Genomic DNA, 23,557 nt, shown 5'->3' on the forward strand with positions numbered 1-23,557 from the left:
GGCGCGGACTGCCTTATTCGGTCAAATGCGCGCATGCGGCGAGAAAGCCATAGCTAATTCCCCTGAAAGCGCGCAGGGTGATCAGATGTCCGAATATGTCGACGTCCTCACGCGCAGAAGCGCTGGTCCATGACCGGGCGCTCGCGACGGGAAACGGTTCATTTCAAGCATCCCTTCCGGCTCAAGGGTGTCGATCGCCTGCTGTCGCCCGGCGCTTACGAGATCGTCACCGACGAGGAGATGATCGAAGGCCTTTCGTTTCCGAGCTTTCGGCGCGTCGCCACGATGATCATGGTGCCCGGCGCCGCGCCGCGGAAGTCCTCGATGGAGATGTTCGCGATCAGCTCGGTCGATCTGTCGGATGCGCAGCGCAACGATGCCGGTGCACGGGATGAGTGATATCCCGGTCGAGCTCGACAAGCATCGTGGCATGGCGGCACAAAAGGCGACCGACATCCGCCGTGTGCTGGCCGATGTCGAGGCCAATGCAAAACTGTTGCGCGACCGGCAGGGCGAGGTGGAAATCGAGCTTCTTGCCGTGCCGGCCACCTCGTGGCCCGAGGCGGCCGCAAAGGCGCGTTATGTCTTGAACCTGTATGCGGCCGATCTTGCTCCGGCCGATACGCACCATCGCGACCTGGTCGCGGCGGTACTTGCCGACTTTGCCCGGCTCTCCGGTGAGAGCTGAACGACGCGGGGTTATCCCCGGATCAACTGAAACTTCACCCCTTCGTTCGCTGCGGAAGCGAACGTCCGAATTGAAAGTATCCGATGCAGAACCTATCGCCACGTCACGTCAAGACGGAAGAATCGCTTCGCCTCGGCGTGGTGTCCGGCTGGTACTCGACCAAGGTCAGTGGAACATTCGTCTCGGGACCGCATGAGTCCGAGGCCGATTGTCTTCGCAGGATTTCGGAGATCGATCCCCCGATGAAGAAGCGAAAATGAGGGCTTCAGATGACCCTTACACGAGGCAGTGCCGGAGCTTTCGAACATAATCGGATGGTCATGCTGTTTTCCATGATGGACGGCAGCAGGGAGGTCGGTTGCGCCATCAGCAGCTCGGCGATGGACGATCTGGAACACGTGGCCCGGACCAGGCCGGAACAGCGCGAGGAGCAGTTCCTGCGATTGCGCGACCGGATCGAACAATGCGCGTCCCGCAAGTTTCTCGCGGGAGAGTTCGAGGGGACCCCGCCCGGCATCATCCTGCGAAGCATCGATTTTCGCAGCTAGGACGTCGTCGCCCCGGTGGTTTTGCTCGCCGGGCCGGCGCAACGACGCTGCGCCAAACTAGTTTGACGCCACGCTGCTGCTCCTGGGCCGGGCTTCGATCGCCATCCGTACTTCCCTGGCGCTCATCAGAGCCCGCCGGATATTCTTGTCTTCCGAAGTGGTATCGAACGTAATCAGCCGGTTGCAGTGCTGGCAGTTGGTTTGAAAGCCGTCACGAATTCTTTGCGCCCGTTCCCGGAATACCTGCGTGCACTTCGTGCATTTGATTCTCACTTTTTCGTCGATCATGAAATGCCCCTTTGGACTCTGCGGCAGCAATCTGCTGGCCGGGGCTTAAGGGCGTGTTCGAAGGGTCGCTAAAACTCTCTTCAAATGAAGTTGCGATGACGTGGTGATCTACCCGAGCCGCTGATCCCGGGCGTCTTCGGTGGTTTCGCCGGCCGCTTTGGCCGCCGCTTTCGCAGCACCCTTGCGGCTGGAAATCTCGATCGCCTGACGGCCGGAGATCTCGTGGCCGGCATCGTCGGGCATCTGCCAGAAGAACCAGGCCGAGGCTGCCGAGATGGCCGCAACCACGACGAATGCCGGGGCGAAGTCGGCGGCGCCGAGTTCGCTGACATGGCGCATCAGCATGGTCGATTCCACCGAGAACGCACCGACGGCGACGCCGGCGGAAATCGCCAGTTGCTGGTTGACGCTGACCAGCGTGGTGGCCCGGCTCATCTGGGCCGGCTCGACCTCGGCATAGGCGACGGTACTGATGGCGGTGAACTGCAGCGAGCGGAAGAAGCCGCCGACCACCAGAACGATCATGATCAGCAGCAGCGGCGTCGTCGCCGTGAACAGCGCGCAAGCGGCGAGAAAGACCGAACTGATGACGGCGTCGATGGTCATCAGATTGCGGAAGCCGAAGGTGCGGATGATGCGCGCGGCCAGAGTCTTCATTCCCATGGCGCCGACGGCGGAAGCGAACGTCACCAGCCCGGAGCGGAATGGTGACAGGCCGAAGCCGACCTGCATCAACAGCGGCAGCAGAAACGGCAGCGCGCCGATGCCGAGGCGGAACAGGAAGCCGCCGATGATGCTGGCGCGCAAGGTCGGCAGCCGCATCAGCGAAAAGTCCAGCACCGGCGACCCGGTGCGCCGCGCGTGAATCACGTAGAGCGTCATCGAGATCGAGCCGATCGCCACCAGGGCCACGACCACGGTCCACGGCAGCAGATTGAGGCCGGCGACCGACAGGCCGAACGCGATGCCGGCAAGGCCGATCCCGGCCAGCACCAGGCCGTAGAGGTCGAAGCGCTCGGGATCCTCGCTTTTGATCGGATCGATGTACTTTAGCGCCAAGAAGATGCCGACGAGGCCGATCGGAATGTTGATCAGGAAGATCCAGTGCCAGGAGAAATAGGTGGTGATGAAGCCGCCGAGCGGCGGCCCGATCACCGGGCCGATCAGCGCCGGCACCGTGACCCAGGCCATTGCGTTGACCAGCGCGCTCTTGTCGATCGAGCGCAGCAGCACCAGCCGCCCGACCGGCGTCATCATCGCGCCGCCGATGCCCTGCAGGATGCGTGCGATCACGAAATGGGCGACGGAAGAGGACAGCGCGCAGCCGATCGAGCCGACCATGAAGATGCCGATGGCGACCGAGAACACCATGCGCGCCCCGAAGCGGTCGGCGGTCCAGCCGCTCGCCGGAATGAATACTGCCAGCGACAGCAGGTACGAGGTGATGGCGAGCTTGAGCGTCAGCGGGCTGGTGCCGATGTCGGCCGCGATCGCCGGAAGCGAGGTCGCAATCACGGTCGAATCCATGTTCTCCATGAACAGGGCGGTGGCCACGATGAGCGGGATCAGGCGTTCTTTGGTCATCGGGATTCGCGGAGGAGCGGGACAACGGCGGGCGGACCGGCTGTATCATCGCATCGCCGGTGCGGCCAATGTGGAACCCGGCAGGCCGCCTAAATCCTGCGTGATTTGCCCCCGGAGGATCGCCGGCATCGGGAGGTGGTGGAGGTGATCCGCCGGCACGGCCCGCCGCCGGGTTATCGGCGCTGACGCTTGCCGAAACCGGGCTATCCGCGCTGACCGGGCAAGGGGCCGGCCGCCGCCGACGAAAAGCCTGTGCATGGCTGGCAAACGCTTTGATTCGGCGGCCCGCCATGCTATCGACCACCGCCAACCCTACCGATGGGCTTCGATTCGACGGTAACGCCATCTGCGTCGCCGAAGGTCCTGTTCATCCCTAGATCGTACCGCGGCAAACGAGCCGCCGAAGGAGTTGGTAATGGCTGTTGTGCAGGGACTTCAGGGGATTCGCGAAGCCTATACATTCGACGACGTGCTGCTGAAACCGGGCCTTTCGGATATCCTGCCCTCGGAGGCCGATATCCGCTCTCACGTCACCCGCGCCATCCCGCTCAATATTCCGATCATCGCCTCGGCGATGGATACCGTCACCGAAGCGCGCATGGCGATCGCCATGGCGCAGGCCGGCGGCGTCGGCGTCATTCACCGCAATTTCGACGTCGACGGCCAGGCCGCCCAGGTGCGGCAGGTCAAGAAGTATGAATCGGGAATGGTGGTCAATCCGCTGACCATCGGTCCCGATGCGATGCTGTCGGACGCGATGACGCTGATGACCGATCACGGTTTTTCCGGCATTCCGGTGGTCACCGGCGCCAGCAAGGGAATTCCGGGCAAGCTGGTCGGCATCCTCACCAACCGCGACGTGCGGTTCGCCACCGACCCAAGGCAAAAAGTCAGCGAATTGATGACGCATGAAAACCTCGTCACGGTGCGCGAAGGCGTCAGCCAGGACGAGGCGAAGCGAATGCTGCACAAGCACCGCATCGAAAAATTGCTTGTCGTCGACGAGCAGTATCGCTGCGTCGGCCTCATCACCGTCAAGGACATGGAAAAGGCGGTCGCCCATCCCCTGGCCTGCAAGGATGCGCAGGGCCGCTTGCGTGTCGCCGCCGCGACCACGGTCGGCGAGGGCGGTTTTGAGCGCACCGAACGGCTGATCGACGCCGGTGTCGACCTGATCGTGGTCGACACCGCGCACGGCCATTCCTCGCGGGTGCTGGAAGCCGTCAACCGCATCAAGCGGCTGTCGAACGCCGTGCAGGTGATCGCCGGCAACATCGCCACCCAGGAAGGCGCGCAGGCGCTGATCGATGCCGGGGCCGACGCGATCAAGGTCGGGATCGGGCCGGGTTCGATCTGCACCACCCGTATCGTCGCCGGCGTCGGTGTGCCGCAACTGACCGCGATCATGGATGCGGTCGAAGCCGCGAAGAAGGCCAGCGTGCCCGTGATCGCCGACGGCGGCATCAAATATTCCGGCGATCTTGCCAAGGCGCTCGCCGCCGGCGCCGACATCGCCATGGTAGGCTCGCTCCTGGCCGGCACCGACGAGACGCCGGGCGAGGTGTTCCTGTGGCAGGGCCGCTCCTACAAGGCCTATCGCGGCATGGGCTCGGTGGGTGCGATGGCGCGCGGCTCGGCCGATCGCTATTTCCAGCAGGACATCAAGGACACGCTCAAGCTGGTACCGGAGGGCATCGAGGGCCAGGTGCCCTATAAGGGCCCGGTCGGCAATGTCATGCACCAGCTCGCCGGCGGCCTGCGCGCCGCGATGGGATATGTCGGCGCCAGGAACCTCGCCGAATTCCACGAGAAGGCGCGGTTCGTGCGCATCACCGGCGCGGGCCTGCGCGAAAGCCACGTCCACGACGTCACCATCACGCGCGAAAGCCCGAATTACCCCGGCGGGGCCAGCTTCTAGGGCCCCAAATAGACTGCCACAAGGCCGATGAAACGCGGTACAGTTTGCTGCCTGCGGATCGTCGCGCCGCCCCGGAATAGACGCGCGGATCGCGGTGCGGTCTTGAGCGATTCATCTCAGCGCATACAGAAAAGAAGTTGGACACGATGGTCGATTGGACGGACGACAGGATTGCAGCGCTTTCGGATCAGGATCTGAAGAACCTCCTGGTCAATGCGGAACGCAAATCGGTCGCCGAGGTCGTTGCGCAGTGCAAGGCCGAGATGGAAAAGCGCGACGCCCTGAAGCCCCGCAAGGCATCGAAGCCGCGCACCGAGCTCAAGGAATTCGAGCACGAGATGGCCGGCCAGCTTGCCGCGGTCGGCCGCGAGATGGCCGCCAAATACGACCTGTCGGAGGAGACCGCGAAGGCGAAATCGGCCGGCGTCAAGGGCTTCAGGGCGCACAAGCTGCTGGACGCCAAGGGCTACGCCAAACTCGGCGGCATGCAGCGCGACGGATCGGTGGCGATCGACCGCTACATTTCATACCGGCGCGGCACGGACGTCGTTTCGCTGAACGTGTTTCTGCTCAAGGACCAGCCGATCGAGGCCCACGAGTTTCACGTGATCGCGCCAAAGGCCCTGCTCGATGGCGCAAGGCCGGTGGCCGAGATCCGTCCCACCGCGACCGAAGCGCAGAAGCAGTCCGCCGACAGCGGGCTCGCCTTCAAGGATCTGCCGAGTGCTGCCGCTGCGTTCGACGCGGCGCTGGCGAAAATCACGGCTTAAGTCTCAACCGTCATTCCGGGCGATGCGAAGCATCGAACTAGTGCAATTGCACATCGGAGAATCTCGAGATTCCGGGTCTGGTGCTGACGCACCATCCCGGAATGACAAACAAAAAAACCAGAGGAAATAACCATGGCCCAATCTGCAAAGCGCGTCGTTCTCGTCTCCCGTCCGGTCGGCGAGCCCAAGGCGTCGGACTTCCGCGTCGAGGATTGCGCGATACCGGCGCCGGGCGAGGGCGAGGTTCTGTTGCGCACCATCTGGCTGTCGCTCGATCCCTATATGCGCGGCCGCATGAGCGACGGCCCGTCCTATGCGGCGCCGGTGCCGATCGGCGGCGTGATGGAGGGCGGCACGGTCAGCGAGGTGGTCGCGTCCAACAATCCGGGCTTCGCCAAGGGCGACATCGTGCTGTCGCGCGCCGGCTGGCAGACCCACGCGCTCTCCGACGGCAAGGGACTGGCGAAGATCGATCCGAAACTCGCGCCGATCTCGACCGCGGTGGGCGTGCTCGGCATGCCCGGCATGACCGCCTATACCGGCCTGCTCGATATCGGCAAGCCGCAGGCCGGCGAAACCGTGGTGGTTGCGGCGGCCTCCGGCGCGGTCGGTTCGGCGGTCGGACAAATTGCGAAGATCAAGGGGGCGCGCGCGGTCGGCATCGCCGGCGGCAAGGACAAATGCGACTACGTGAAAAAGGAGCTCGGCTTCGACGAGTGTCTCGACCACCGCGATCCCGATCTGGCGGTCAAACTGAAGGAGGCCTGCCCGAAGGGCATCGACGTCTATTTCGAGAATGTCGGCGGCGCGGTGTTCGAGGCGGTGTTTCCGCTGCTCAACGCCTTTGCGCGCATGCCGGTCTGCGGCCTGATCGCGGAATACAATAATTTCGGCGAGACCTCGCCGAAATGGGCCGGCAAGTTGATGCGCGCGGTGCTGACCAAGCGGCTGACCATCCGCGGCTTCATCGTCAGCGATTTCGCCGCGCGCCATGGCGACTTCCTGCGCGACATGTCGCAGTGGGTGCGCGAGGGCAAGGTCAAGCACAGGGAATTCGTCACCGAAGGCCTCGACAGCGCGCCCGCCGCATTCATGGGGCTTCTGAAGGGCGCCAATTTCGGCAAGCAGCTGGTGCGGGTCGGGCCCGACAAGGCGTAAGCCGCCGAACGCTGCGTCCGCTCTCGATCCCCGAAGCGGACGCCGCAGGGATATCGGCCGTCGTTACAATGCGGCGCATCCTGTTGAGGGAGCGCTAACCAGCCCGCTTTACGCGCCCGCAAGCTTTGCCGACTAGCAACGAGAAGCGTTGCGAGTTTTTTTGCGGGCTTCTGACAATGCGTATCATTCCAGTCCTGTTGCTGATCGCCGCCGCCGGCATCTCGACGGCATCCGCGCAGCAAGAGTCGGCGGATAACGGGCGCGCGAATGGAGAGGCGGCAGCGGCAAGCGACGGGGATGCGGCTGCGTCAAACAACGCGGCTGCCGCCGCATCGAACCAGGTGGCCGCCGGCGCCGGCGGAGCTCCGCGCAGCCCCAGCGAATTTACCGATTTTTACGTCAATGCCGGTGGCACTATCCCGGCGCCGCCGCCGGAGCAGCAGAAGGCGGACGCACAGGCCCACGCCGCCTGGCAGGCGCGTTGCCGGCCGACCGTGGTCGTGGACCGGGAGGGGCTCCGCCGGACCAGATATGCCGAGCCCGACTGCGATCTGCTCCGCATCAAGACGGCCGGGACGCGGTAGCGCCGAGCAGCGAATCCAGGTCGACGTCGACCTGACCCTGCGCCCTGACGTGCCGGACCTCGAAGCCGTCGGGCCGGAAGCGGTACTCCACCAGCCCGACCTCCTTGGTGCCGATCACTTCCTGCTTGCGGTCCGGAATGACGAAGCCCGTCGACGGCGCCCAGACCTGCCTCACCCGGCCATAAGTAAAGTCCCGGCGCTGGTGGACGTGGCCGCTGGCGACCAGCCGCAGGTCGACCTTGCCCAGCAGCTCGACCAGCCGGCTGCGCGTTGGCTGCGGCACGTAGCGTACCGCCGATGCCGCCAGCTCGGGATCATCGGGCGAATTCAGATACAGCGGCTTGTGCAGGAACAGCGCCACCGGTCTGCCGTTGGCGCCCGCGAGCTGCGACGCCAGCCAGTCGAACTGTTCGGCCTCGCTGGCAAGGCCGGTGTTCATGATCAGCGAATTGAGGCCGATGAAGCACCAGCCGGCGGCCTCGAAACGCCAGCGGTCTTCGCCGAAGCAGGAGAGAAAAGCCTGCCGATCCCGTTCGGTGGCCGGCTGAGCCGGCGCCGGTCCGATCTCGGTCGGGTTGTCGCCGATGTCATGATTGCCGGGCAGGTAACGGCAGGGGACGGGCAGCGCTGCGTGCAGTTCGCGGGCAAACGCGAAATCGTCCGGGTTGGTCGGGGCATCCCAGGCGAGGTCGCCGCTGTTGACGACGAGATCCGGCCGCGCCGCGTCGATGTATTCGCTGACCCGGTGAAAATTGTCGGTGAGTTTCCGGTGGCGGCGGGCGAGGTGGGTGTCGGAAATCTGGGTCAGGCGAAATTCGGACATGCAATGGTCCTTCCGGCGCTGATTATATATCGATCGGCGACGGAATGATGAAACCTCGGCTTGATGCTCAGAACACCCGGTAGCGGATCGCGAAGGCGTCATTCGGTTCACGCGCCGGTTCGCCGGCAGGCGCGGTGACGCGATCGGCCAGATGCCATGGCCCGAACTGATCGGAGTGGCTCGGGCTTGCCGCCAGCCGCAGCCGGAACTCGCGCTGCGGCTGACCCGGCAGGTTGAGGACCACGACGCGGTCGGTGGTCCGGTAATCCAGCGTCACCGAGCCCCGCAGCACGGTGCGGCCGTGGCTGTCGGACGCCGGCGCGCCTTGGATGTCGGCAAGCTTCTGGTTTCGGTTGGTGACCAGCTCGACCTGGCTGTCGCCGACGGCGGTGAGCGCGGCCTTGGGCAGGCGGATTTCGAACTCGACCGCGGGTTTGGCCGGGTTGATGCCGAGATAGGCCAGCGCGGCATGCCGCATGTCGTAGGCGACAAAGGCGAGCAGGGCGAGCACCGCGGTGGCGGCGAGGCTGTGGCGGAGGATATCGTGGCCGCTCCGGTAGCCGCTGCGGAAATAGACGGTGAGGACGATTGCCACGGCGAGCGCGGCGGCGACGCCCGAAAGCCCCGACATCACCATGCCGAGCGCCCCGTCCGGGCTGTCGTCGGCCATCTTGAGCAGCGAGGCCACGGAGTTGCCGGGCACTTCGGCGGCCTCGGCGACGCCTTTGAGGACGGGAGAGGTCAGGTTCATCGCAGTATCCGCAGGAAAGCGTTTAGGGCCAATTCAGCACTGAAATCATCGGAACTATCTGCAGTTGGTCACCGGAGCGGGGGATGTGGTTCAACCGGCGGACGGCGATTCATTGTCAGGCGGGGGCGCGGTCGCTATAGCGGGGGCTCGCGCTTCACCCCCCGCGGGAGGCCCGGCGTGGCGGTGCTGTTGGCGATGTGGCCCACCTTCGCGCTGAAGATTCTGTTGTCGATCTAACCCCTTCTCGAACCGAAAGATTTGAATGACCCCCGCCGCGCGCCTCTCCGCCGCCATCGAACTGATCGGCACCATCGACGCGCAGCGTGTTCCGGCGGCGAAGGCGCTGAAGGAGTGGGGCACCGCGCATCGCTATGCCGGTTCCGGCGACCGCGCCGCGATCTCCGGCCTGGTCTGGGACGTGCTGCGCCGGCGCGCGTCCAGCGCCTGGATCATGGACGCCGACACGCCGCGGGCGCGGGTGCTCGGCATGCTCAGGCTGGAGCGCGGCATGGACGCCGACGCCATCGCGGGGCTTTGCGACGGCGGCCGGTTTGCGCCGGAGCCGCTCACCGAGGACGAGCGCGCGGCGCTGACCTCGCGATCCCTGCAAGACGCGCCGTCGCATATCGCCGGCGACTACCCGGAATGGCTCGACGGCCATCTGGCGCAGGTGTTCGGCGACGACAGGGTCGCGGAGGCGACCGCAATGGCGAGCCGGGCGCCGCTCGATCTGCGCGTCAACACGCTGAAAGCCAAGCGCGAGAAGCTGCTGTCCTCGCTGGCCCATCTCGGTGTGCAGCCGACGCCGTGGTCGCCGATCGGCCTGCGCATCGAGCTTGGCGCCGACGCGCGCAATCCCGGCATCCATGCCGAGGAGGATTTCATCAAGGGCGCGATCGAGGTGCAGGACGAGGGCTCGCAGCTGGCGGCGCTGCTGTCGGCGGCGAAACCCGGCGAGCAGGTGATCGACCTCTGCGCCGGCGCTGGCGGCAAGACCCTGGCGCTGGCGGCGATGATGCAGGGCAAGGGCCGGCTGATCGCGACCGACCACGACAAGCGGCAGCTGGCGCCGATCTACGAGCGGCTGTCGCGCGCCGGCGTGCACAATTGCGATGTACGCACCCCGAAGGGCCCGAACGACACGCTGCTCGACATCCACGCCTCCGCCGACCTGGTGCTGATCGATGCGCCCTGCACCGGCACCGGCACCTGGCGGCGCAATCCCGACGCCAAATGGCGGATGCGCCCCGGCGCGCTCGAGGTGCGGCTGAAGGACCAGGTAGCGGTGCTCGACCGCGCCGCCGCGCTGGTCAAGCCCGGCGGGCGGATCGCCTACATCACCTGCTCGGTCCTGCCGCAGGAGAACAACGAGCAGATCCGCGCCTTCGTCGCGCGCCATCCGGAGTTTGCGGTGGTGCCGCCCGAGCAGACCGTGACGGTGCTGTGGGACAAGGCCGAGGAATTCGCCGCCGCCGTGCTGCAGTCTCCGGAAGGCCTGCTGATGACGCCGCGCCGCACCGGGACGGACGGGTTTTTCGTCTCGGTGCTGAAGAAGGCGTGAATTCGTAGGGTGGGCAAAGGCGCTTCTGCGCCGTGCCCACCATCCATCGACAGCGTCATTCTGGATGGTGGGCACGCTTGCGCTTTGCCCACCTACAAAAATCGCGAAAACAACCCCATGCAAAGTAGAATGCCTCGACTCGCGGCACTCGTGCTGCGTCGCGATCACAGGAATTCCTGGCTCATCCAACAGGATCGGCCCCAGGGCGGGCACCGAAGTCGCAGTGGCGGCGGTTCGACTTAGTGCGCCGGATGATTGGCCGAGCCCTGCCTGATCTTGCCGTCCGCATCGAGCCGCAGATATTCGCAAATCCGCGCCCCGCGCTCGTTGGTATAATGCACCACGATGCTGTCGGGGCTGACGTAGAGATCGATCAGGTCGAAGTGCAGATTGGGCAACAGCGCCAGCGCTTTTCCCCAGTACATCCGCAACTTGGCCTTGCCGCGTAATGTTCCACTGCAATCGAGGCCGAGGGCCTGGACCTTGTCCGAGGTCATCTCGGCGTCCTCGGCATAGAGCGCGAGCACGCGTTCCAGGTCGCGCGAGTTCCAGGCTGAGATCCAGTCCCGGCCGAGGGCGGCGAGGCGCGCGGGCTCGTGAGGTTGCGTTGGCATGGTTTCCTCCTGATACAATTAGGTCAATAATACTGACCTAATTGGATTTGTCCATGCCTCCGAAAGAATGTGGGCCATCGTTTTGCGCGGTTGCGAGCGCCGCCCCCGTCGCGTAATTCCTGTCCATGACAGCAGCACAGCAAGCCCGCGAGTCGGCGCCATCAGTGGCCTCGGCGCATGACAAGATTCTGATCGTCGATTTCGGCAGTCAGGTGACGCAACTGATCGCGCGGCGGGTGCGCGAGGAGGGCGTCTATTCCGAGATCGTGCCGTTCCAGAAGGCCGAAGCCGCCTTCAGGGAGATGAAGCCGAAGGCGGTGATCCTCTCCGGCGGCCCGGAGTCAGTGCACGAGGAAGGTTCGCCGCGGGCGCCGCAGGCGATCTTCGATTCCGGGGTGCCCGTGCTTGGCATCTGTTACGGCCAGATGACCATGGCCGCCCAGCTCGGCGGCGAGGTGCAGGGCGGCCACCACCGCGAGTTCGGCCGCGCCGACGTCGAGGTCAAGGCCGAAAGCCAATTGTTCGAATCCACCTGGGCCATGGGCGAGAAGCATCCGGTCTGGATGAGCCATGGCGACCGCATCACCAGAATGCCGCCGGGCTTCGTCGTCGCCGGCGTGTCGCCGAATGCGCCGTTCGCGGTGATCCAGGACGAGAAGCGGAAGTATTACGGGCTGATGTTCCACCCCGAAGTAGTGCACACGCCCGACGGCGCCAAGCTGCTGCGCAATTTCGTCCGCAAGGTCGCGGGCCTCACCGGCGACTGGACCATGCGCGCCTTCCGCGAGGAGGCGATCGAGAAGATCAGGGCGCAGGTCGGCAAGGGCAGGGTGATCTGCGGCCTGTCCGGCGGCGTCGATTCCGCCGTCGCCGCGGTGCTGATCCACGAGGCGATCGGCGACCAGCTCACCTGCGTGTTCGTCGATCACGGTCTGCTGCGGCTCAACGAGGCCGAGACCGTGGTCGACCTGTTCCGGCATCACTATAACATCCCGCTGGTCCACGTTGATGCATCGAAGCTTTTCCTCGGCGAGCTCCATGGCGTCAGCGACCCCGAAGCGAAGCGCAAAACCATCGGGCGCCTGTTCATCGACGTGTTCGACGCGGAGGCGAAGAAGATCGGCGGCGCCGATTTCCTGGCGCAGGGCACGCTCTACCCCGACGTGATCGAGAGCGTGTCGTTCACCGGCGGCCCGTCGGTCACCATCAAGTCGCACCACAATGTCGGCGGCCTGCCCGAGCGCATGAAGATGAAGCTGGTCGAGCCGTTGCGCGAATTGTTCAAGGACGAGGTGCGCGTGCTCGGCCGCGAACTCGGCCTGCCCGAAATCTTCGTCGGCCGCCATCCGTTCCCCGGTCCGGGCCTCGCGATCCGCTGCCCCGGCGAGATCACGAAGGAAAAGCTCGACATCCTGCGCAATGCGGACGCCGTCTACATCGACCAGATCCGCAAGGCCGGCCTCTACGACCAGATCTGGCAGGCCTTTGCCGTGCTGCTGCCGGTCAAAACCGTCGGCGTGATGGGCGACGGCCGCACCTACGATTTCGTCGTCGGCCTGCGCGCAGTGACCTCCACCGACGGCATGACCGCGGATTTCTATCCGTTCGAGATGAAATTTTTGGGCGAGACCGCGACGCGGATCATCAACGAGGTCAAGGGCGTCAACCGCGTGGTTTATGACGTGACGAGCAAGCCGCCGGGGACGATTGAGTGGGAGTAGTCTTATATTTCTATCACCTCTAGTTAGCTTGGCCAGAATGACCTGGCGTAGCTTTCTTGCCTCCACTTGATACGTCCGGCAAACTAACGCGTTTTGGAGAAGTTTATTCATGCATCGGATTGTAAAGGCGCACTTGGAAAGCTTCGTAAAAAGCTTCGGGCTTGAGGCGGAGGACGAGGCCTTACAATTCGAAAAATTCGCAACGTACTGTGTGCTATCTAGTCGATTCAGCGCGACTTTTGATCTGGATGACGTTTCCACTGGGCCAGGTGACGAAGGAATTGATGGGATAGCAGTGGTTATCGACGAAGTGGTCACGCCTTCTGTCGAGGACGCTCAAGCCATCTTCGCGTCTCAGCGACGAAATCATGATGTAGACGTTCTGTTCGTTCAGGCGAAGCGGTCCGAAAGCTTTGATCTCGGAGATTTTCTCAAGTTCAAAGAAGGAATCCTGCGGTTTGCCACACAGACGTCATATGGCCCGACCGACGAAGTTCTTTTATCGGCTAGACAGATGTTCGATGTGGTTCTCAAGGAAGTGCCGAAGGTACGTAACGGCAAGCCCTCATTGACCGCGCGTTTTGTTACGAATGGGCAATACCAGAAGCCAGCAGCACTTGAGACTGCATTGACAGATTTTAAAGCGCAACTAGACGCGCTGGGTCTCTTCCACGATATCGATGTGCGATTTGTCGATCGGGACGAGCTGACCCGTCTGTGGGTCGGCACGTATTCCGGGATAAATGCCAGCATGCCTGCGTTCAGCATCGCAGCGCTGCCCAACATTGCTGGAATCGATGAGGCCTATCTCGCCGTGGTTCGTGCCAGCGACTTTGTTAACAATTTACTTGTGACGGAGGACGGTAACTTACGGACGCAAGTGTTTGAGGAAAATGTTCGCTCATTTCTCGGTCACGATAATCCCGTGAACCAATCGATCGCAGCAACTCTGGCATCAGGTGCGGCAAGTCGTTTTCCAGTTCTCAACAATGGCATTACCATCGTGAGTCCTGATGTCAAACTTCAGGGCACGACCTTGCATCTAACAAACTATCAGATTGTAAATGGTTGTCAGACGTCAAACGTTCTGTTTGAGAATCGCGATGCGCTTGGTGACGTCATGGTAAATATCAAGGTCGTGAAGACCCAGCTCGAGGATGTTTTCTCCGAGTTGGTAAGGGCCACCAATAGTCAGACAAAAGTGGAAGATACGCAGTTTCTCTCGCTGCGACCGATCATCAAACGAGTTGAGCAGTATTTCAACACGTACGAAGGAGCTGATAGTCGCCTGTATTTAGAACGAAGGGACAGGCAGTACGTGGGGCAGGACATTCCTGCAACGAGAGTTTTCTCTTTGCATAACGCCGCGAAATGCGTCGCTGCTATGTTTTGCAATCGCCCCGAATTGGCGGCGCGATATCCCAAGCAGATGTATGGCGAACTTACCGAGACAATTTTCGCAGACTCAACCAGAGAAGTGGCGTTCTATGCGGCTTGTGTAACGCTTTACCGGTTCAATTTGCTGGTTTCGAACAGCACGGTTCCGCAGAATATGAAACGTTTCAAGTGGCATATGTTGCCGCTGGTGCGGGCAATCCTGTGTGGACCATCTGTCCCGCTGCTGAATTCAAGGCAGCTTCAACAAGCGTCTGATCGAATCATCGAAGTTATGGGTCAGCACGGCCAACCAGCGACTGATGTGTTCGACAAGATCGTGGATATATGTCACCGATTAGGGGATGTATCTAGCGACCGCCTTAAACGGCAAGCGATCTTGGGTGAGATGCTTGCATTAGTTTAGGTGGCGGCGATGATCGAGTTGCCGGTATCAACGCTCCTGCGAGTCAATTCGAATGTGCAAGTTTCCGTCGTGGCCGTGAGAATGGGTAACTGAAACGCCGAACCTGTCGTCCGGTCTCCTGCATAGCACGTAGGGTGGGTTGAGCCGTTCGCGAAACCCACCACCCGTTCACAAATGGCGATTGATGGGTATCGCTTCGCTCCACCCATCCTACCGGGCTGCTTTTTGAGGGCGGAAAGTTATGCAAACCTTGGGCATCCGTGCCGCGAGAAGGCGGCCCCATACCTCACGCTGTCCAGGAATTGAAAACAGAAAACCGATGGCACCCGTCAAGATCAATCCCGATAAAATCCTCGCGTTCAAGGACGCGGCGAGTTGCTACAAGTGGCTCGGCAAACACCACGACAAGGAAGACGAAATCTGGATCAAGATCCACAAGGTGGATTCCGGTTTCAAATCGATCACGCCGAAGGAAGCCATCGACGTCGTGCTTTGCTGGGGCTGGATCGACGGCCTCCGCAAAGGGCTTGACGACAAGAGCTATCTGCAGCGCTACACGCCGCGCACAAAGAAAGGCGTCTGGAGCCGGATCAACGTCGATAACGTCGCGCGCCTGATCGGGGAAGGCCGCATGACCGAACGCGGGTTGAGGGAAGTCGATGCGGCGAAGGCCGACGGGCGCTGGGCGCGCGCCTATAACAGCAAGGACATGAAGATCCCCGATGATCTCCAGGCCGCTGTAGACGCCGAGCCCAAGGCAAAGGCCATGCTGGCGAAACTCAGTGCGCAGAACCGTTTCGCGCTGGCCTTTCGCGTCCACAACATGAAAACCGAAGCCGGACGGAAGAAGAAGATCGAGGCTTTCGTCGCCATGCTCAAGCGCGGCGAGACGATCCACCCGCAAAAAACCACCAAGGACGATTGATAACTCGCAGTTCGTAGGGTGGATTAGCCGAAGGCGTAATCCACCGCATTGTTTCACCGTGACACTAACCCGCCCTACGACATTCGAAAAATTTCCGCAAACGATGTCGGTTTCCGAAACCCCTGTTCGTCGTTCCGGCGAGGCGCCAACGGGGACGACTCAGGCAGGGAGACCGACGATGCGGGTGATGGTGTTCGGAAAAGCCGGCGATGGCAGCGAAAACAGCGCGCCGCCTTCGCAAGAGGCGTTCGCGGCGATGGACCGGTTCACCGCGGAACTGGTCGAGGCCGGGATCATGGTGGCCGGCGCCGGGCTGCAAAACAACGCCGAGGCCAAGCGCATCACGTCGGATGGTTCGGGCGCTGAGGTCATCGACGGGCCGTTCGCCGAGACAAGCGAACTGGTCGCCGGCTTCATGATCTGGCAGGTCAGGGATCTGGACGAGGCCGTGGCCTGGGCGAAGCGCAATCCCATGTTGGGCGCGAGCGGGGTCGAGATCCGCCCGTTCTACGAGGCGGCGGACCTGGCCGAGTTTCTGACATCAGAGGAACTCTCGACGCCCCGTGACGGCGAGCGCGGCAAGCTCGGCGTCGCCTGATGATCGGGGAAATTACGTGGGGAAATCGCAATGGCGAAGCTCGTATTTGGAATGAACCAGTCGCTGGACGGCTATGTCGACCACGACCACGCCGAATTCAGGCCGGACCCCGCCCTGTTTCGTCACTTCGTCGGGCAAGTGCGCGCCCTCGCGGGCAGCGTGTACGGTCGCCGCATCTACGAGGTGATGCGCTATTGGGACGACGACCAGCCCGAGTGGGACTCCGATGAACGCGATTTTGCGACGGCCTGGCGGAGCCAGCCGAAGTGGGTGGTGTCGCGCTCCCTTAAGTCAGTCGGCCCTAACGCCACGCTGGTCGGGGATGACCTCGAGGCGGTGATACGGAAGCTGAAGGCCGAGCGCGCAGGCGAGATCGACGTCGCCGGACCGGAGCTGGCGCGAAGCCTGAGCGATCTTGGCCTGATCGATGAGTATCGCCTCTACCTCCACCCGATCGTGTTGGGTCGCGGCAAGCCGTTCTTCGCCGGCCCCCGGCCGCCGCTCCGCCTGGTGGCCAGCGATCGAATTGGCGAGGAGGTGATCAGGTTGACGTACGTTCCTGCTTGAACCGGTCGACAAGGCGCAGCACATCCGCCAACAGGATGTCGGCGACGGAGAAGGTGCCCGCCAGCCGTTGGCGTCCTGCCAGCACCGGTTCGAGAAAACACGGCGAAGTTTTACGTAAACTTGTCCGGTTTGAGCTGCGTCATGATGATGATCATCGAAACCTGATAGCTTTTTCAAAAAGGTGTCGATGAGAATGAAAAGTTCCGCTCTGTCGCGCGTCTTCGCAGCCAGTCTGGTGGCGGTGATCGCCACCGCACCTTCGCTCTCGCTTGCCTGTACGCGGCTGGTATATCTCGGCGCCAAGAGTCAGGTCATCACTGCGCGCTCGATGGATTGGCGATTTGAGATGCCCACCAGTCTCTGGATTTTCCCGAGAGGCATGGCGCGTAGCGGAGAGGTCGGGCCGAACTCGATGCAATGGAAATCCAAATATGGCAGCGTAGTTGCTTCCGCTTATGAGGTTTCGACGTCGGACGGCATGAACGAGGCGGGACTTGTCGCCAACGTCCTCTGGCTCACGGAATCCGAATATCCAAAGTTCGACTCCAGCAAGCCGGGTCTGTCCATCGCCGCCTGGGCACAATATGTGCTTGATAATTTCGCGACCGTTCAGGAGGCGGTCGAGATACTTGAGAAGAATCCTTTCACGATCGTCACGGACAACGTACCCGGGCTGAAGTTGCTCGCCACGCTTCACCTGTCGATCTCGGATGCCGCGGGTGACAGCGCGATCGTCGAATACATCAACGGCAAACCGGTCATCCATCACGACCGGAAGTACCAGGTGATGACCAATTCCCCCATCTTTGAACAGCAATTGGCGCTGAACGAATACTGGAAGGAGATCGGCGGCACGGTGATGCTGCCGGGCACGAACCGCGCCGCGGACCGGTTCGCGCGGGCATCCTTCTACGTCAACGCAATCCCGAAAGATGAAAATCCCGACCGCGCCTTGGCCAGCGTCTTCAGCGTGATCCGCAACGTGTCTGTGCCATTCGGCATTTCGACGCCGGACCAGCCGAATATTTCCTCGACGCGGTGGCGCACCGTCGCCGACCATCAGCGCAAGCTCTACTTCTTTGAATCCGTCCTGACCCCGAACACATTCTGGGTGGATCTCAAGGCGGTCGACTTCTCACCTGAGAAGGGAAAGGTGAAGAAGCTCGATCTGGGACCTCAACAGTCGCGCACCTTTTCCGGCGATGCGACGGCGAATTTCCAGGAGGCTGAGCCGTTCAAGTTCCTGGGTCTGCCGATGTGAGCACTGACGGCAGCGTGTCACGCCGAGCCGGAACCGCCCGCCACGATCTTCTCATTCAGTTTTTGATCGACGATCTCGTCTTCGAGGGCGGGCAAAAGTGGCATTTGCTCGCAGGCCGAGCTTCATGGTGCGGTGAGGGCGTCAGTCGATCCCATTTGCTTGCTCGTCATACGGTTTCTGAAGCATCACAGTTCCTCTTGGTGCCTTGTGCGTGGCGGCAGCGACGACGCGGCCTCTAAATTTTTCGGCTGTCGTAGGCCCAATGTAATAGCGCCTGGCGCTGGCGCGGCCGGCAAGTCGGGTCGCCCGGTTCGCAATGCTTCCTGATTTGTGAGACGTGTCGTCTCATGGCCTTCCAGCGCCCGATTTGGCGCGCGTCCTCCTCAGGCAAGCGCCGGCCCAGGTAGTACCGACAATACCACTGGAACCAGCCGCGCGGATCGTTCGGATATATCCAGCCCTTTCTTCTCCATTCCGACAAGCGTTGGCTGGCGTCCACGCCGAAATAGTTCAAGGAGCAGTCGCGGCCCGAAGGCGAGAGCTTCGCGCGCGCAAACCAACTCGCGGGAAACTCGTCACGACAATCGGTGAGGTATTTGCCGCAGAACACACCGAGTTCGAGCATCTGCTTGGGCGTCAAATCGGGCCGGAATTGCGGGTCGAAATCGCGGCCGGCCGACGCAGATAACACATAGCGATAGCCATTCTGCATCTTGTCGGTGACGATGCGGCGGCGCATTCGGCCTCCTGTTAGTTCAACAGCCAGATCGCACCGTTCAGAACCAAAGCGAACGCTACCCAGGCGGCGTAGGGCGCGAACAGGAGCGATGCGATCTTATCCTGTCGCCAAGTTATCATGATGAAGCCAATGATCGTGATCAGGAGCAGTATGATTACGCCAAGGGCGATATCGATGCGATGGCCCAAGAAGAAGATGGGCGGCCAAACGAAATTCAGAGCCAGCTGCCCCCACCACAGCTTCATTGGCGCGCTATTGCGGCCCTCTCTCCAAACACGCCATCCGGCGATCGCGATCATGATATAAAGCGTGCTCCAAACCGGGGCAAAGATCCAGTTCGGCGGACCGAAAGGCGGCTTGCTTAGCGTCGCATACCATGCACCGGGGGCGGTCACGAAACCGATAATGAGGCCACCACCTAGAACGAGCGCAAGAAACCAGACTACACTGCCGAGTTCGGCTGCGCGCATTTTCATTGAAATGACTTTTCATCCCTGGTTGTCGGCGCAGGAAAGTTGGTCCTTTCGCCTCGGATCGGCAGCAGCGATCGCGTCTCCTTGTAAACGGAAATAGCGTGATTTCGGCGTTATTCTTGCTGCCGCCCTGCCTTCGGCCTCACGCCAGGCCGGAACCACCCGCCACGATCTTCTCATTGAGTTTCTGATCGACGATCTCGACCGTGCGGTCGATCTCGGCATTGGGCATGCCGAGCTGATGCGAGATCAGCTTCACCAGCAGGTCGACCCGCTCGATGAAGGGCGCTCCGCCTGCGACCGCGCGGGCCGCCGATGAGGGCTTGAGCAGGCTTTCCGCCGCCTTGGCGTATTTTGCGAACGGCACCTGATCCTTCGGGTCGGCGCCGAGACGCCGGGCGATGGCGTCGACATGGTCGTAGATCGACTGCGAGAGCTTCAAATCGCCGTGCACGGCGTCGCGGATCGGCCGCGGCTCGTGCAGGGTGATGCAGCGGTAATTGCCGGTCAGCAGCATCGACCATTTCGCCAGCGGGACGAACAGCGAATCGAACACCTTGAGCTTCACCGGAACGTCATGGCCATCCAGCTTCACCGCGTCGATGTCGGCTTCCAGCTCCCGAAGCAGCTGGTTGTGTTTCGCGTCTTCGAAGGCCGCTGCCTTGAAATTCGTCGGCAGGCCGACATGAAGGACGTTCGCCGCCTCTTCCGGCGGACGGAAGGCCTGCGGATCGGGCGAGCACAGCGTCACCAGTCCCGGTTTGAACCGCTCCCAGACCTGCGCGTTGGTATAGGCTTCCTCAAGGTCCATCGCCGCCAGCGCCGGGATCCGCTTGAGATAGGGCAGCGGCGGCATGTTCATGATCGAAAGACAAGGCAGCTTCGCCTCGGCGATCTTGATCATCAGAACCCTGATCGTATGGTTGGTGTATTGCGGTTCCTGCATGGCAAGACCAACCAGATCGTAACGGGAAAGCTTGACGTCGGCGGGCGTGGTCGCGTCCAGCTTCCCGGGCAGGTCGCGCGAGAAGATCGCGCGATGCACCGCCTCGTCACGCAGCTTGATGCGAACCTCGGTGCCGTCGCGGTTGATGAGTTCCGCCGTCTTCGCCCGGCAGACCAGGGTCACGTTGTGACCCGCCATCAGCAGCTTTGTCGCCAGCAATGAGCCATACGAGGCTCCAAGGATCAGAATGTTGCGCGCCATACTCTCTCTTCCACCGATGATCTGACGTCCCGATCCGCGCCAGTCTGAAAATTCCCGTTAGGGATCCGCGGGAGGTGCTAGCGCAAATCGATAGGCATGACAATTACATAGCGGTTTCAATTTATCATCCGCGGCAGGCCAATCTCAGCCCCGCGACAGCTTCCCGAAGAGCTTGACCAGCCGCTCGCGCTTGAGGCGGGACAGCCGCTGGATCCAGAACACGCCGTTCAGTTGGTCGATTTCATGCTGGTGGCAGACGGCGCGCAGGCTCTCGGATTCCTCGGTCTGCATGTTGCCGTCGACGTCCTGATAGCTGATGCGGACGCGGGCATGACGCCGGATGTCGTCATTGACGCCGGGCATCGAGACGCTGCCTTCCTGATGCGTGATCGTCTCGGGCGATGCCCAAATGATCTCGGGATTGACATAGGTCCGCGCGCCATCGACCGGGTCGAGGTCGAGCACCACCACCCGCAGGGAGATGCCGATATGCGGCGCGGTGATCCCGATCCCGGGTGCTGCGTGCATGGTCTCCAGCAGGTCCCTCGCAAGCTCCCGCAGCGCGCCGTCAAACACGGTCACGGGCTGCGCCGGGAGCGCAAGCCGGGAGTCGGGATAACGGACAATCGGGCGGATGGTCATGTGATCCCTGTCGTAGGCCGGTGAATGGCGGCGGGCAACGCGGCTGGTCGTGCCGCGTGCGTGGCCTGCGCGTTCGGCCTTGAAAAGCTCAACCGGATCGGGCGGCGATCGAAGCCGCAATATCCGCGATCGACCGGAACAGGACCTGCGGGTCGTCTTTCGACGGAATAAATCCGCGTCTCATCCAGAAGCCTGCGGCTTCAGCGTCCACAGCGTTCACGATCAACGCGCGGCCGCCAACGAGTTCCGCAGCCGCCACGCAGCGCTGCAGCGCGTGTTTGAGTAGACCTGTACCGACTCCCTTGCCGATCCAGTTCCGATCAGTCGCCAGCTGCCCCAGCAGCAGGCAGGGGACAGGCGTGGGCGGCTGGCCGGTACGGATCGAGCGCGGAAGAGTGGATGGCAGAACGGCGGTAGGGGCAAGGCCGTAGTAGCCGATTACCCGGTTGGCTTCATGAACGACAAGAACTGCCGTAAAACCCTTCTCTTGATTGGAGAGCGCGTGCGTTCTCAACCAGCGGTCAAGCGATGGTTTGCCACAGGAGAATTGCGAGACATCGTGCGCGGCCGTCAGCGGTTCGGGGCCGGAAACCACCACGTTTCACTTCCCGGTCCCGGATTCCCAGGGGGCTTTGCGTTGAAACAGTTCGATCATCTCGGGGACGGGACGGACGGGCTCCGACAGCGCCGCCATGAAGGCTTTGAAGCTGGCAGGACTCATCCGAATGGGTGCGGTTTCCATCAGCACGTCTTCTGCTGCGCGCACAGCCGCCTCGCGCATAAAATCGGTGCGCGAACGTCCGCGCAGGTTCGCAGCCCGATCGATAATGGCGATGTCCGCCTCGGGCAGCCGCATCGACAGCGGGTGTTCCTTGCGTTTGACGACGCGCGGCATTGGCAACTCTCCGAAGCGTTCAGAGAGATATGCTAGCACAAACGTAGTGCATTTTGCAATACGTGGATTGTGAGCGGGAAAGGCCGGGCGGATCGATGGGGCATGACTGACAACAAATAAGTATTGACTAATGAATTAGCGTATACTAATTGAATGGTCATGAACCAGGCCGCCGCCATCAACACCGTCCTGCGCACGCTTGCCGATCCCACCCGGCGCGCCGTGTTCGAACGCATCGTCGGTTCCGACGAGATTACCGTGGTCGAGCTGACGCGGGGCAGTGGGGTGACGCAGGGCGCCATCTCCCAGCATCTCAAATCGTTGAAGCTCGCCGGCCTGGTCGCCGAACGTCCCGAAGGCCGCAACGTTTATTACCGGGCCGAGCCGGAAGGCCTCGCGCCGCTGGTCGACTGGATGAGCCATTACGGCGTGTTCTGGCGCGAGCGCTTCGCCAACCTGAAAACCCTGCTGAAGGAGATCGATCCATGAACGACGCCGCATTGAAGTCCGACACGCAGGCCATCGTGGTCGACGAGGTCCTTCCGCATGCGCCGGAGACGATCTGGAAAGCGCTGACGACGAACGAACTGATCGGCCGCTGGCTGAAGATGTCGCCGACAGGATTCGAGCCGGTCAAAGGCAAACACTTCACGATGAAGACCACACCCGCCGGCGCCTGGGACGGCGTCATTCATTGCGAGGTACTGGAGGCGATCCCGAACCAGCGCCTCGCCTTTGCCTGGAAAGGCGGACACGAGGGCAATGTCGGCTACGGCGCACCGCTGGACACTGTCGTCACCTTTATCCTTTCGAGAGTGGAGAACGGTACGCGCCTTCGCCTCGTCCACTCCGGCTTCGTGCTGCCGCGGAACGAATTGGCGTTCAGGAATATGGGCGAAGGTTGGAAGAAGGTCGTGCCAAGCATCGGCGTCATCGCTGCGGAACAGGACCGCCCAAAAAAGCCGCACTAGGGAGGAAAAACACATGAGCGAGGCTTATACCGGTGGATGCGCCTGCGGCGCGGTCCGCTATGAAATCTCCGGCGAACCTGTCTTCATGAACGACTGCCAGTGTCGCGACTGTCAGCTCAAGAGCGGCACCGGCCACGGGTCCTACCTGACTTTCCCGGGCAGGCAGAGCGTGAAGCTCGAAGGCGAAGCGACGCATTGGGACATCGTTGGCGACAGCGGCAATGTGAAGACGCGCGCCTTCTGCCCCACCTGCGGGTCACCGGTCTATATGAGGTTTGCGGCGATGCCCGATCTGTTCACCGTGCACGCTGCGAGCCTCGACGATCCCAGCCGATACAGGCCGCAGGCCGTGACGTATCGCATGCGCGGTTACGCCTGGGACCAGCTCGATCCGGCGCTGCCGAAATTCGACAAGATGCCGCCGATGTAAAAGCGGCGTGATCGGGAATCGCGGGCCCTCGTCGAGCTCC

The 23,557-nt window shown here is 62.3% G+C and carries 29 protein-coding genes and 1 pseudogene; 18 read left to right on the forward strand and 12 right to left on the reverse strand.

Annotated elements, in window-relative coordinates; all coding sequences use genetic code 11:
- Positions 1-129: 129 nt before the first annotated feature.
- From KMZ68_RS11465 to KMZ68_RS11480, 4 genes are all read left to right on the forward strand, one after another.
- Positions 130-399 (forward strand): hypothetical protein, encoded by a 270-nt coding sequence (locus KMZ68_RS11465; protein WP_215615873.1) that lies wholly within the window; start codon positions 130-132, stop codon positions 397-399.
- The gene (locus tag KMZ68_RS11470; protein WP_215616288.1) at positions 392-688 is read left to right on the forward strand and encodes a hypothetical protein; all 297 of its coding nucleotides are present in this window, start codon (positions 392-394) and stop codon (positions 686-688) included. Before KMZ68_RS11465 ends, KMZ68_RS11470 begins: the two co-directional genes overlap by 8 nt.
- An 83-nt stretch (positions 689-771) precedes the next feature.
- On the forward strand, positions 772-948 hold the full coding sequence (locus tag KMZ68_RS11475; RefSeq protein WP_215615874.1) for a hypothetical protein: 177 nt from the start codon (positions 772-774) through the stop codon (positions 946-948).
- A 9-nt stretch (positions 949-957) separates the two neighbouring features.
- A complete protein-coding gene (locus KMZ68_RS11480; RefSeq protein ID WP_215615875.1) occupies positions 958-1,236 on the forward strand; it encodes a DUF1488 family protein in 279 nt (92 codons plus the stop codon).
- Between the two features lie 57 nt (positions 1,237-1,293).
- On the opposite strand, the gene KMZ68_RS11485 is transcribed toward KMZ68_RS11480, so the two are convergent.
- Positions 1,294-1,524 (reverse strand): hypothetical protein, encoded by a 231-nt coding sequence (locus KMZ68_RS11485; protein ID WP_249779593.1) that lies wholly within the window; start codon positions 1,522-1,524, stop codon positions 1,294-1,296.
- A 108-nt stretch (positions 1,525-1,632) separates the two neighbouring features.
- Entirely contained in the window at positions 1,633-3,108 is a 1,476-nt protein-coding gene (locus KMZ68_RS11490) for a DHA2 family efflux MFS transporter permease subunit (RefSeq protein WP_215615876.1), read from the reverse strand.
- Positions 3,109-3,523: 415 nt separating this feature from the next.
- Here KMZ68_RS11490 and guaB point away from each other — a divergent pair, with 415 nt between their 5' ends.
- The 4 genes from guaB to KMZ68_RS11510 all read left to right on the forward strand — a co-directional run bounded on the left by guaB (position 3,524) and on the right by KMZ68_RS11510 (position 7,538).
- Entirely contained in the window at positions 3,524-5,026 is a 1,503-nt protein-coding gene (gene guaB / locus KMZ68_RS11495; protein WP_215615877.1) for an IMP dehydrogenase, read from the forward strand.
- Between the two features lie 146 nt (positions 5,027-5,172).
- Entirely contained in the window at positions 5,173-5,796 is a 624-nt protein-coding gene (locus KMZ68_RS11500; protein ID WP_215615878.1) for a hypothetical protein, read from the forward strand.
- Positions 5,797-5,928: 132 nt separating this feature from the next.
- Positions 5,929-6,954 carry an NADP-dependent oxidoreductase gene (locus KMZ68_RS11505; protein ID WP_215615879.1) on the forward strand — a complete coding sequence of 342 codons (1,026 nt, stop codon included), beginning with the start codon at positions 5,929-5,931 and terminating at the stop codon, positions 6,952-6,954.
- Between the two features lie 176 nt (positions 6,955-7,130).
- Entirely contained in the window at positions 7,131-7,538 is a 408-nt protein-coding gene (locus KMZ68_RS11510) for a hypothetical protein (protein WP_215615880.1), read from the forward strand.
- Here KMZ68_RS11510 and KMZ68_RS11515 read toward each other — a convergent pair.
- Positions 7,516-8,361, reverse strand: coding sequence for a metallophosphoesterase family protein (locus KMZ68_RS11515; RefSeq protein WP_215615881.1), 846 nt, complete (start codon positions 8,359-8,361; stop codon positions 7,516-7,518). The genes KMZ68_RS11510 and KMZ68_RS11515 overlap by 23 nt on opposite strands.
- Before the next feature lie 67 nt (positions 8,362-8,428).
- On the reverse strand, positions 8,429-9,112 hold the full coding sequence (locus tag KMZ68_RS11520) for an acriflavin resistance protein (RefSeq protein ID WP_371741448.1): 684 nt from the start codon (positions 9,110-9,112) through the stop codon (positions 8,429-8,431).
- A gap of 262 nt (positions 9,113-9,374) precedes the next feature.
- Between KMZ68_RS11520 and KMZ68_RS11525 the strand changes: the two genes are divergently transcribed.
- Positions 9,375-10,673: an RsmB/NOP family class I SAM-dependent RNA methyltransferase gene (locus tag KMZ68_RS11525; RefSeq protein ID WP_215615882.1), complete on the forward strand. Its 1,299-nt coding sequence runs from the start codon at positions 9,375-9,377 to the stop codon at positions 10,671-10,673.
- Positions 10,674-10,912: 239 nt separating this feature from the next.
- Here the strand turns inward: KMZ68_RS11525 and KMZ68_RS11530 are convergent, their stop codons facing one another.
- The gene (locus tag KMZ68_RS11530; RefSeq protein ID WP_215615883.1) at positions 10,913-11,287 is read right to left on the reverse strand and encodes a nuclear transport factor 2 family protein; all 375 of its coding nucleotides are present in this window, start codon (positions 11,285-11,287) and stop codon (positions 10,913-10,915) included.
- 125 nt (positions 11,288-11,412) lie between these two features.
- On the opposite strand from KMZ68_RS11530, the gene guaA reads away from it, so the two are divergent.
- The 5 genes from guaA (at position 11,413) to KMZ68_RS11555 (ending at position 16,899) form a co-directional block, all read left to right on the forward strand.
- On the forward strand, positions 11,413-13,008 hold the full coding sequence (guaA, locus tag KMZ68_RS11535) for a glutamine-hydrolyzing GMP synthase (RefSeq protein WP_215615884.1): 1,596 nt from the start codon (positions 11,413-11,415) through the stop codon (positions 13,006-13,008).
- Between the two features lie 109 nt (positions 13,009-13,117).
- Complete coding sequence (locus KMZ68_RS11540; protein WP_215615885.1) at positions 13,118-14,809, forward strand: AIPR family protein; 1,692 nt, start codon at positions 13,118-13,120, stop codon at positions 14,807-14,809.
- Between the two features lie 319 nt (positions 14,810-15,128).
- A complete protein-coding gene (locus KMZ68_RS11545; RefSeq protein ID WP_215615886.1) occupies positions 15,129-15,734 on the forward strand; it encodes a YdeI/OmpD-associated family protein in 606 nt (201 codons plus the stop codon).
- A gap of 178 nt (positions 15,735-15,912) precedes the next feature.
- A complete protein-coding gene (locus tag KMZ68_RS11550; RefSeq protein ID WP_215615887.1) occupies positions 15,913-16,332 on the forward strand; it encodes a YciI family protein in 420 nt (139 codons plus the stop codon).
- Between the two features lie 30 nt (positions 16,333-16,362).
- On the forward strand, positions 16,363-16,899 hold the full coding sequence (locus KMZ68_RS11555) for a dihydrofolate reductase family protein (protein ID WP_215615888.1): 537 nt from the start codon (positions 16,363-16,365) through the stop codon (positions 16,897-16,899).
- On the opposite strand, the pseudogene KMZ68_RS26015 reads toward KMZ68_RS11555, so the two are convergent.
- A pseudogene (locus KMZ68_RS26015) lies at positions 16,898-16,993 on the reverse strand (glutathione S-transferase family protein); the annotation flags it as partial. The gene KMZ68_RS11555 and the pseudogene KMZ68_RS26015 sit on opposite strands and share 2 nt — an antisense overlap.
- Before the next feature lie 99 nt (positions 16,994-17,092).
- Between KMZ68_RS26015 and KMZ68_RS11560 the strand changes: the two are divergent.
- On the forward strand, positions 17,093-18,160 hold the full coding sequence (locus KMZ68_RS11560; RefSeq protein WP_371741449.1) for a linear amide C-N hydrolase: 1,068 nt from the start codon (positions 17,093-17,095) through the stop codon (positions 18,158-18,160).
- 235 nt (positions 18,161-18,395) lie between these two features.
- Here the strand turns inward: KMZ68_RS11560 and KMZ68_RS11565 are convergent, their stop codons facing one another.
- The 6 genes from KMZ68_RS11565 to KMZ68_RS11590 form a co-directional block, all read right to left on the reverse strand.
- Complete coding sequence (locus KMZ68_RS11565; protein WP_215615890.1) at positions 18,396-18,899, reverse strand: hypothetical protein; 504 nt, start codon at positions 18,897-18,899, stop codon at positions 18,396-18,398.
- A gap of 11 nt (positions 18,900-18,910) precedes the next feature.
- The gene (locus KMZ68_RS11570) at positions 18,911-19,375 is read right to left on the reverse strand and encodes a TspO/MBR family protein (RefSeq protein WP_215615891.1); all 465 of its coding nucleotides are present in this window, start codon (positions 19,373-19,375) and stop codon (positions 18,911-18,913) included.
- A gap of 139 nt (positions 19,376-19,514) precedes the next feature.
- Positions 19,515-20,579: a ketopantoate reductase family protein gene (locus tag KMZ68_RS11575; RefSeq protein WP_215615892.1), complete on the reverse strand. Its 1,065-nt coding sequence runs from the start codon at positions 20,577-20,579 to the stop codon at positions 19,515-19,517.
- 144 nt (positions 20,580-20,723) lie between these two features.
- Entirely contained in the window at positions 20,724-21,221 is a 498-nt protein-coding gene (locus KMZ68_RS11580) for a peptide deformylase (protein ID WP_215615893.1), read from the reverse strand.
- An 88-nt stretch (positions 21,222-21,309) separates the two neighbouring features.
- A complete protein-coding gene (locus KMZ68_RS11585) occupies positions 21,310-21,819 on the reverse strand; it encodes a GNAT family N-acetyltransferase (protein WP_215615894.1) in 510 nt (169 codons plus the stop codon).
- 3 nt (positions 21,820-21,822) lie between these two features.
- Positions 21,823-22,116: a type II toxin-antitoxin system TacA family antitoxin gene (locus tag KMZ68_RS11590; RefSeq protein ID WP_215615895.1), complete on the reverse strand. Its 294-nt coding sequence runs from the start codon at positions 22,114-22,116 to the stop codon at positions 21,823-21,825.
- A gap of 159 nt (positions 22,117-22,275) precedes the next feature.
- Between KMZ68_RS11590 and KMZ68_RS11595 the strand changes: the two genes are divergently transcribed.
- The 3 genes from KMZ68_RS11595 to KMZ68_RS11605 are packed head-to-tail and all read left to right on the forward strand — an operon-like array spanning position 22,276 to position 23,517.
- Positions 22,276-22,605 (forward strand): ArsR/SmtB family transcription factor, encoded by a 330-nt coding sequence (locus tag KMZ68_RS11595; RefSeq protein ID WP_215615896.1) that lies wholly within the window; start codon positions 22,276-22,278, stop codon positions 22,603-22,605.
- Positions 22,602-23,087 carry an SRPBCC family protein gene (locus KMZ68_RS11600; protein WP_215615897.1) on the forward strand — a complete coding sequence of 162 codons (486 nt, stop codon included), beginning with the start codon at positions 22,602-22,604 and terminating at the stop codon, positions 23,085-23,087. The genes KMZ68_RS11595 and KMZ68_RS11600 overlap by 4 nt, the downstream gene beginning before the upstream one ends.
- Before the next feature lie 13 nt (positions 23,088-23,100).
- The gene (locus tag KMZ68_RS11605; protein WP_215615898.1) at positions 23,101-23,517 is read left to right on the forward strand and encodes a GFA family protein; all 417 of its coding nucleotides are present in this window, start codon (positions 23,101-23,103) and stop codon (positions 23,515-23,517) included.
- The last annotated feature ends 40 nt before the right edge of the window (positions 23,518-23,557 follow it).

Origin of the sequence: Bradyrhizobium sediminis (assembly GCF_018736105.1) — a bacterium.
Lineage (GTDB): Bacteria > Pseudomonadota > Alphaproteobacteria > Rhizobiales > Xanthobacteraceae > Bradyrhizobium.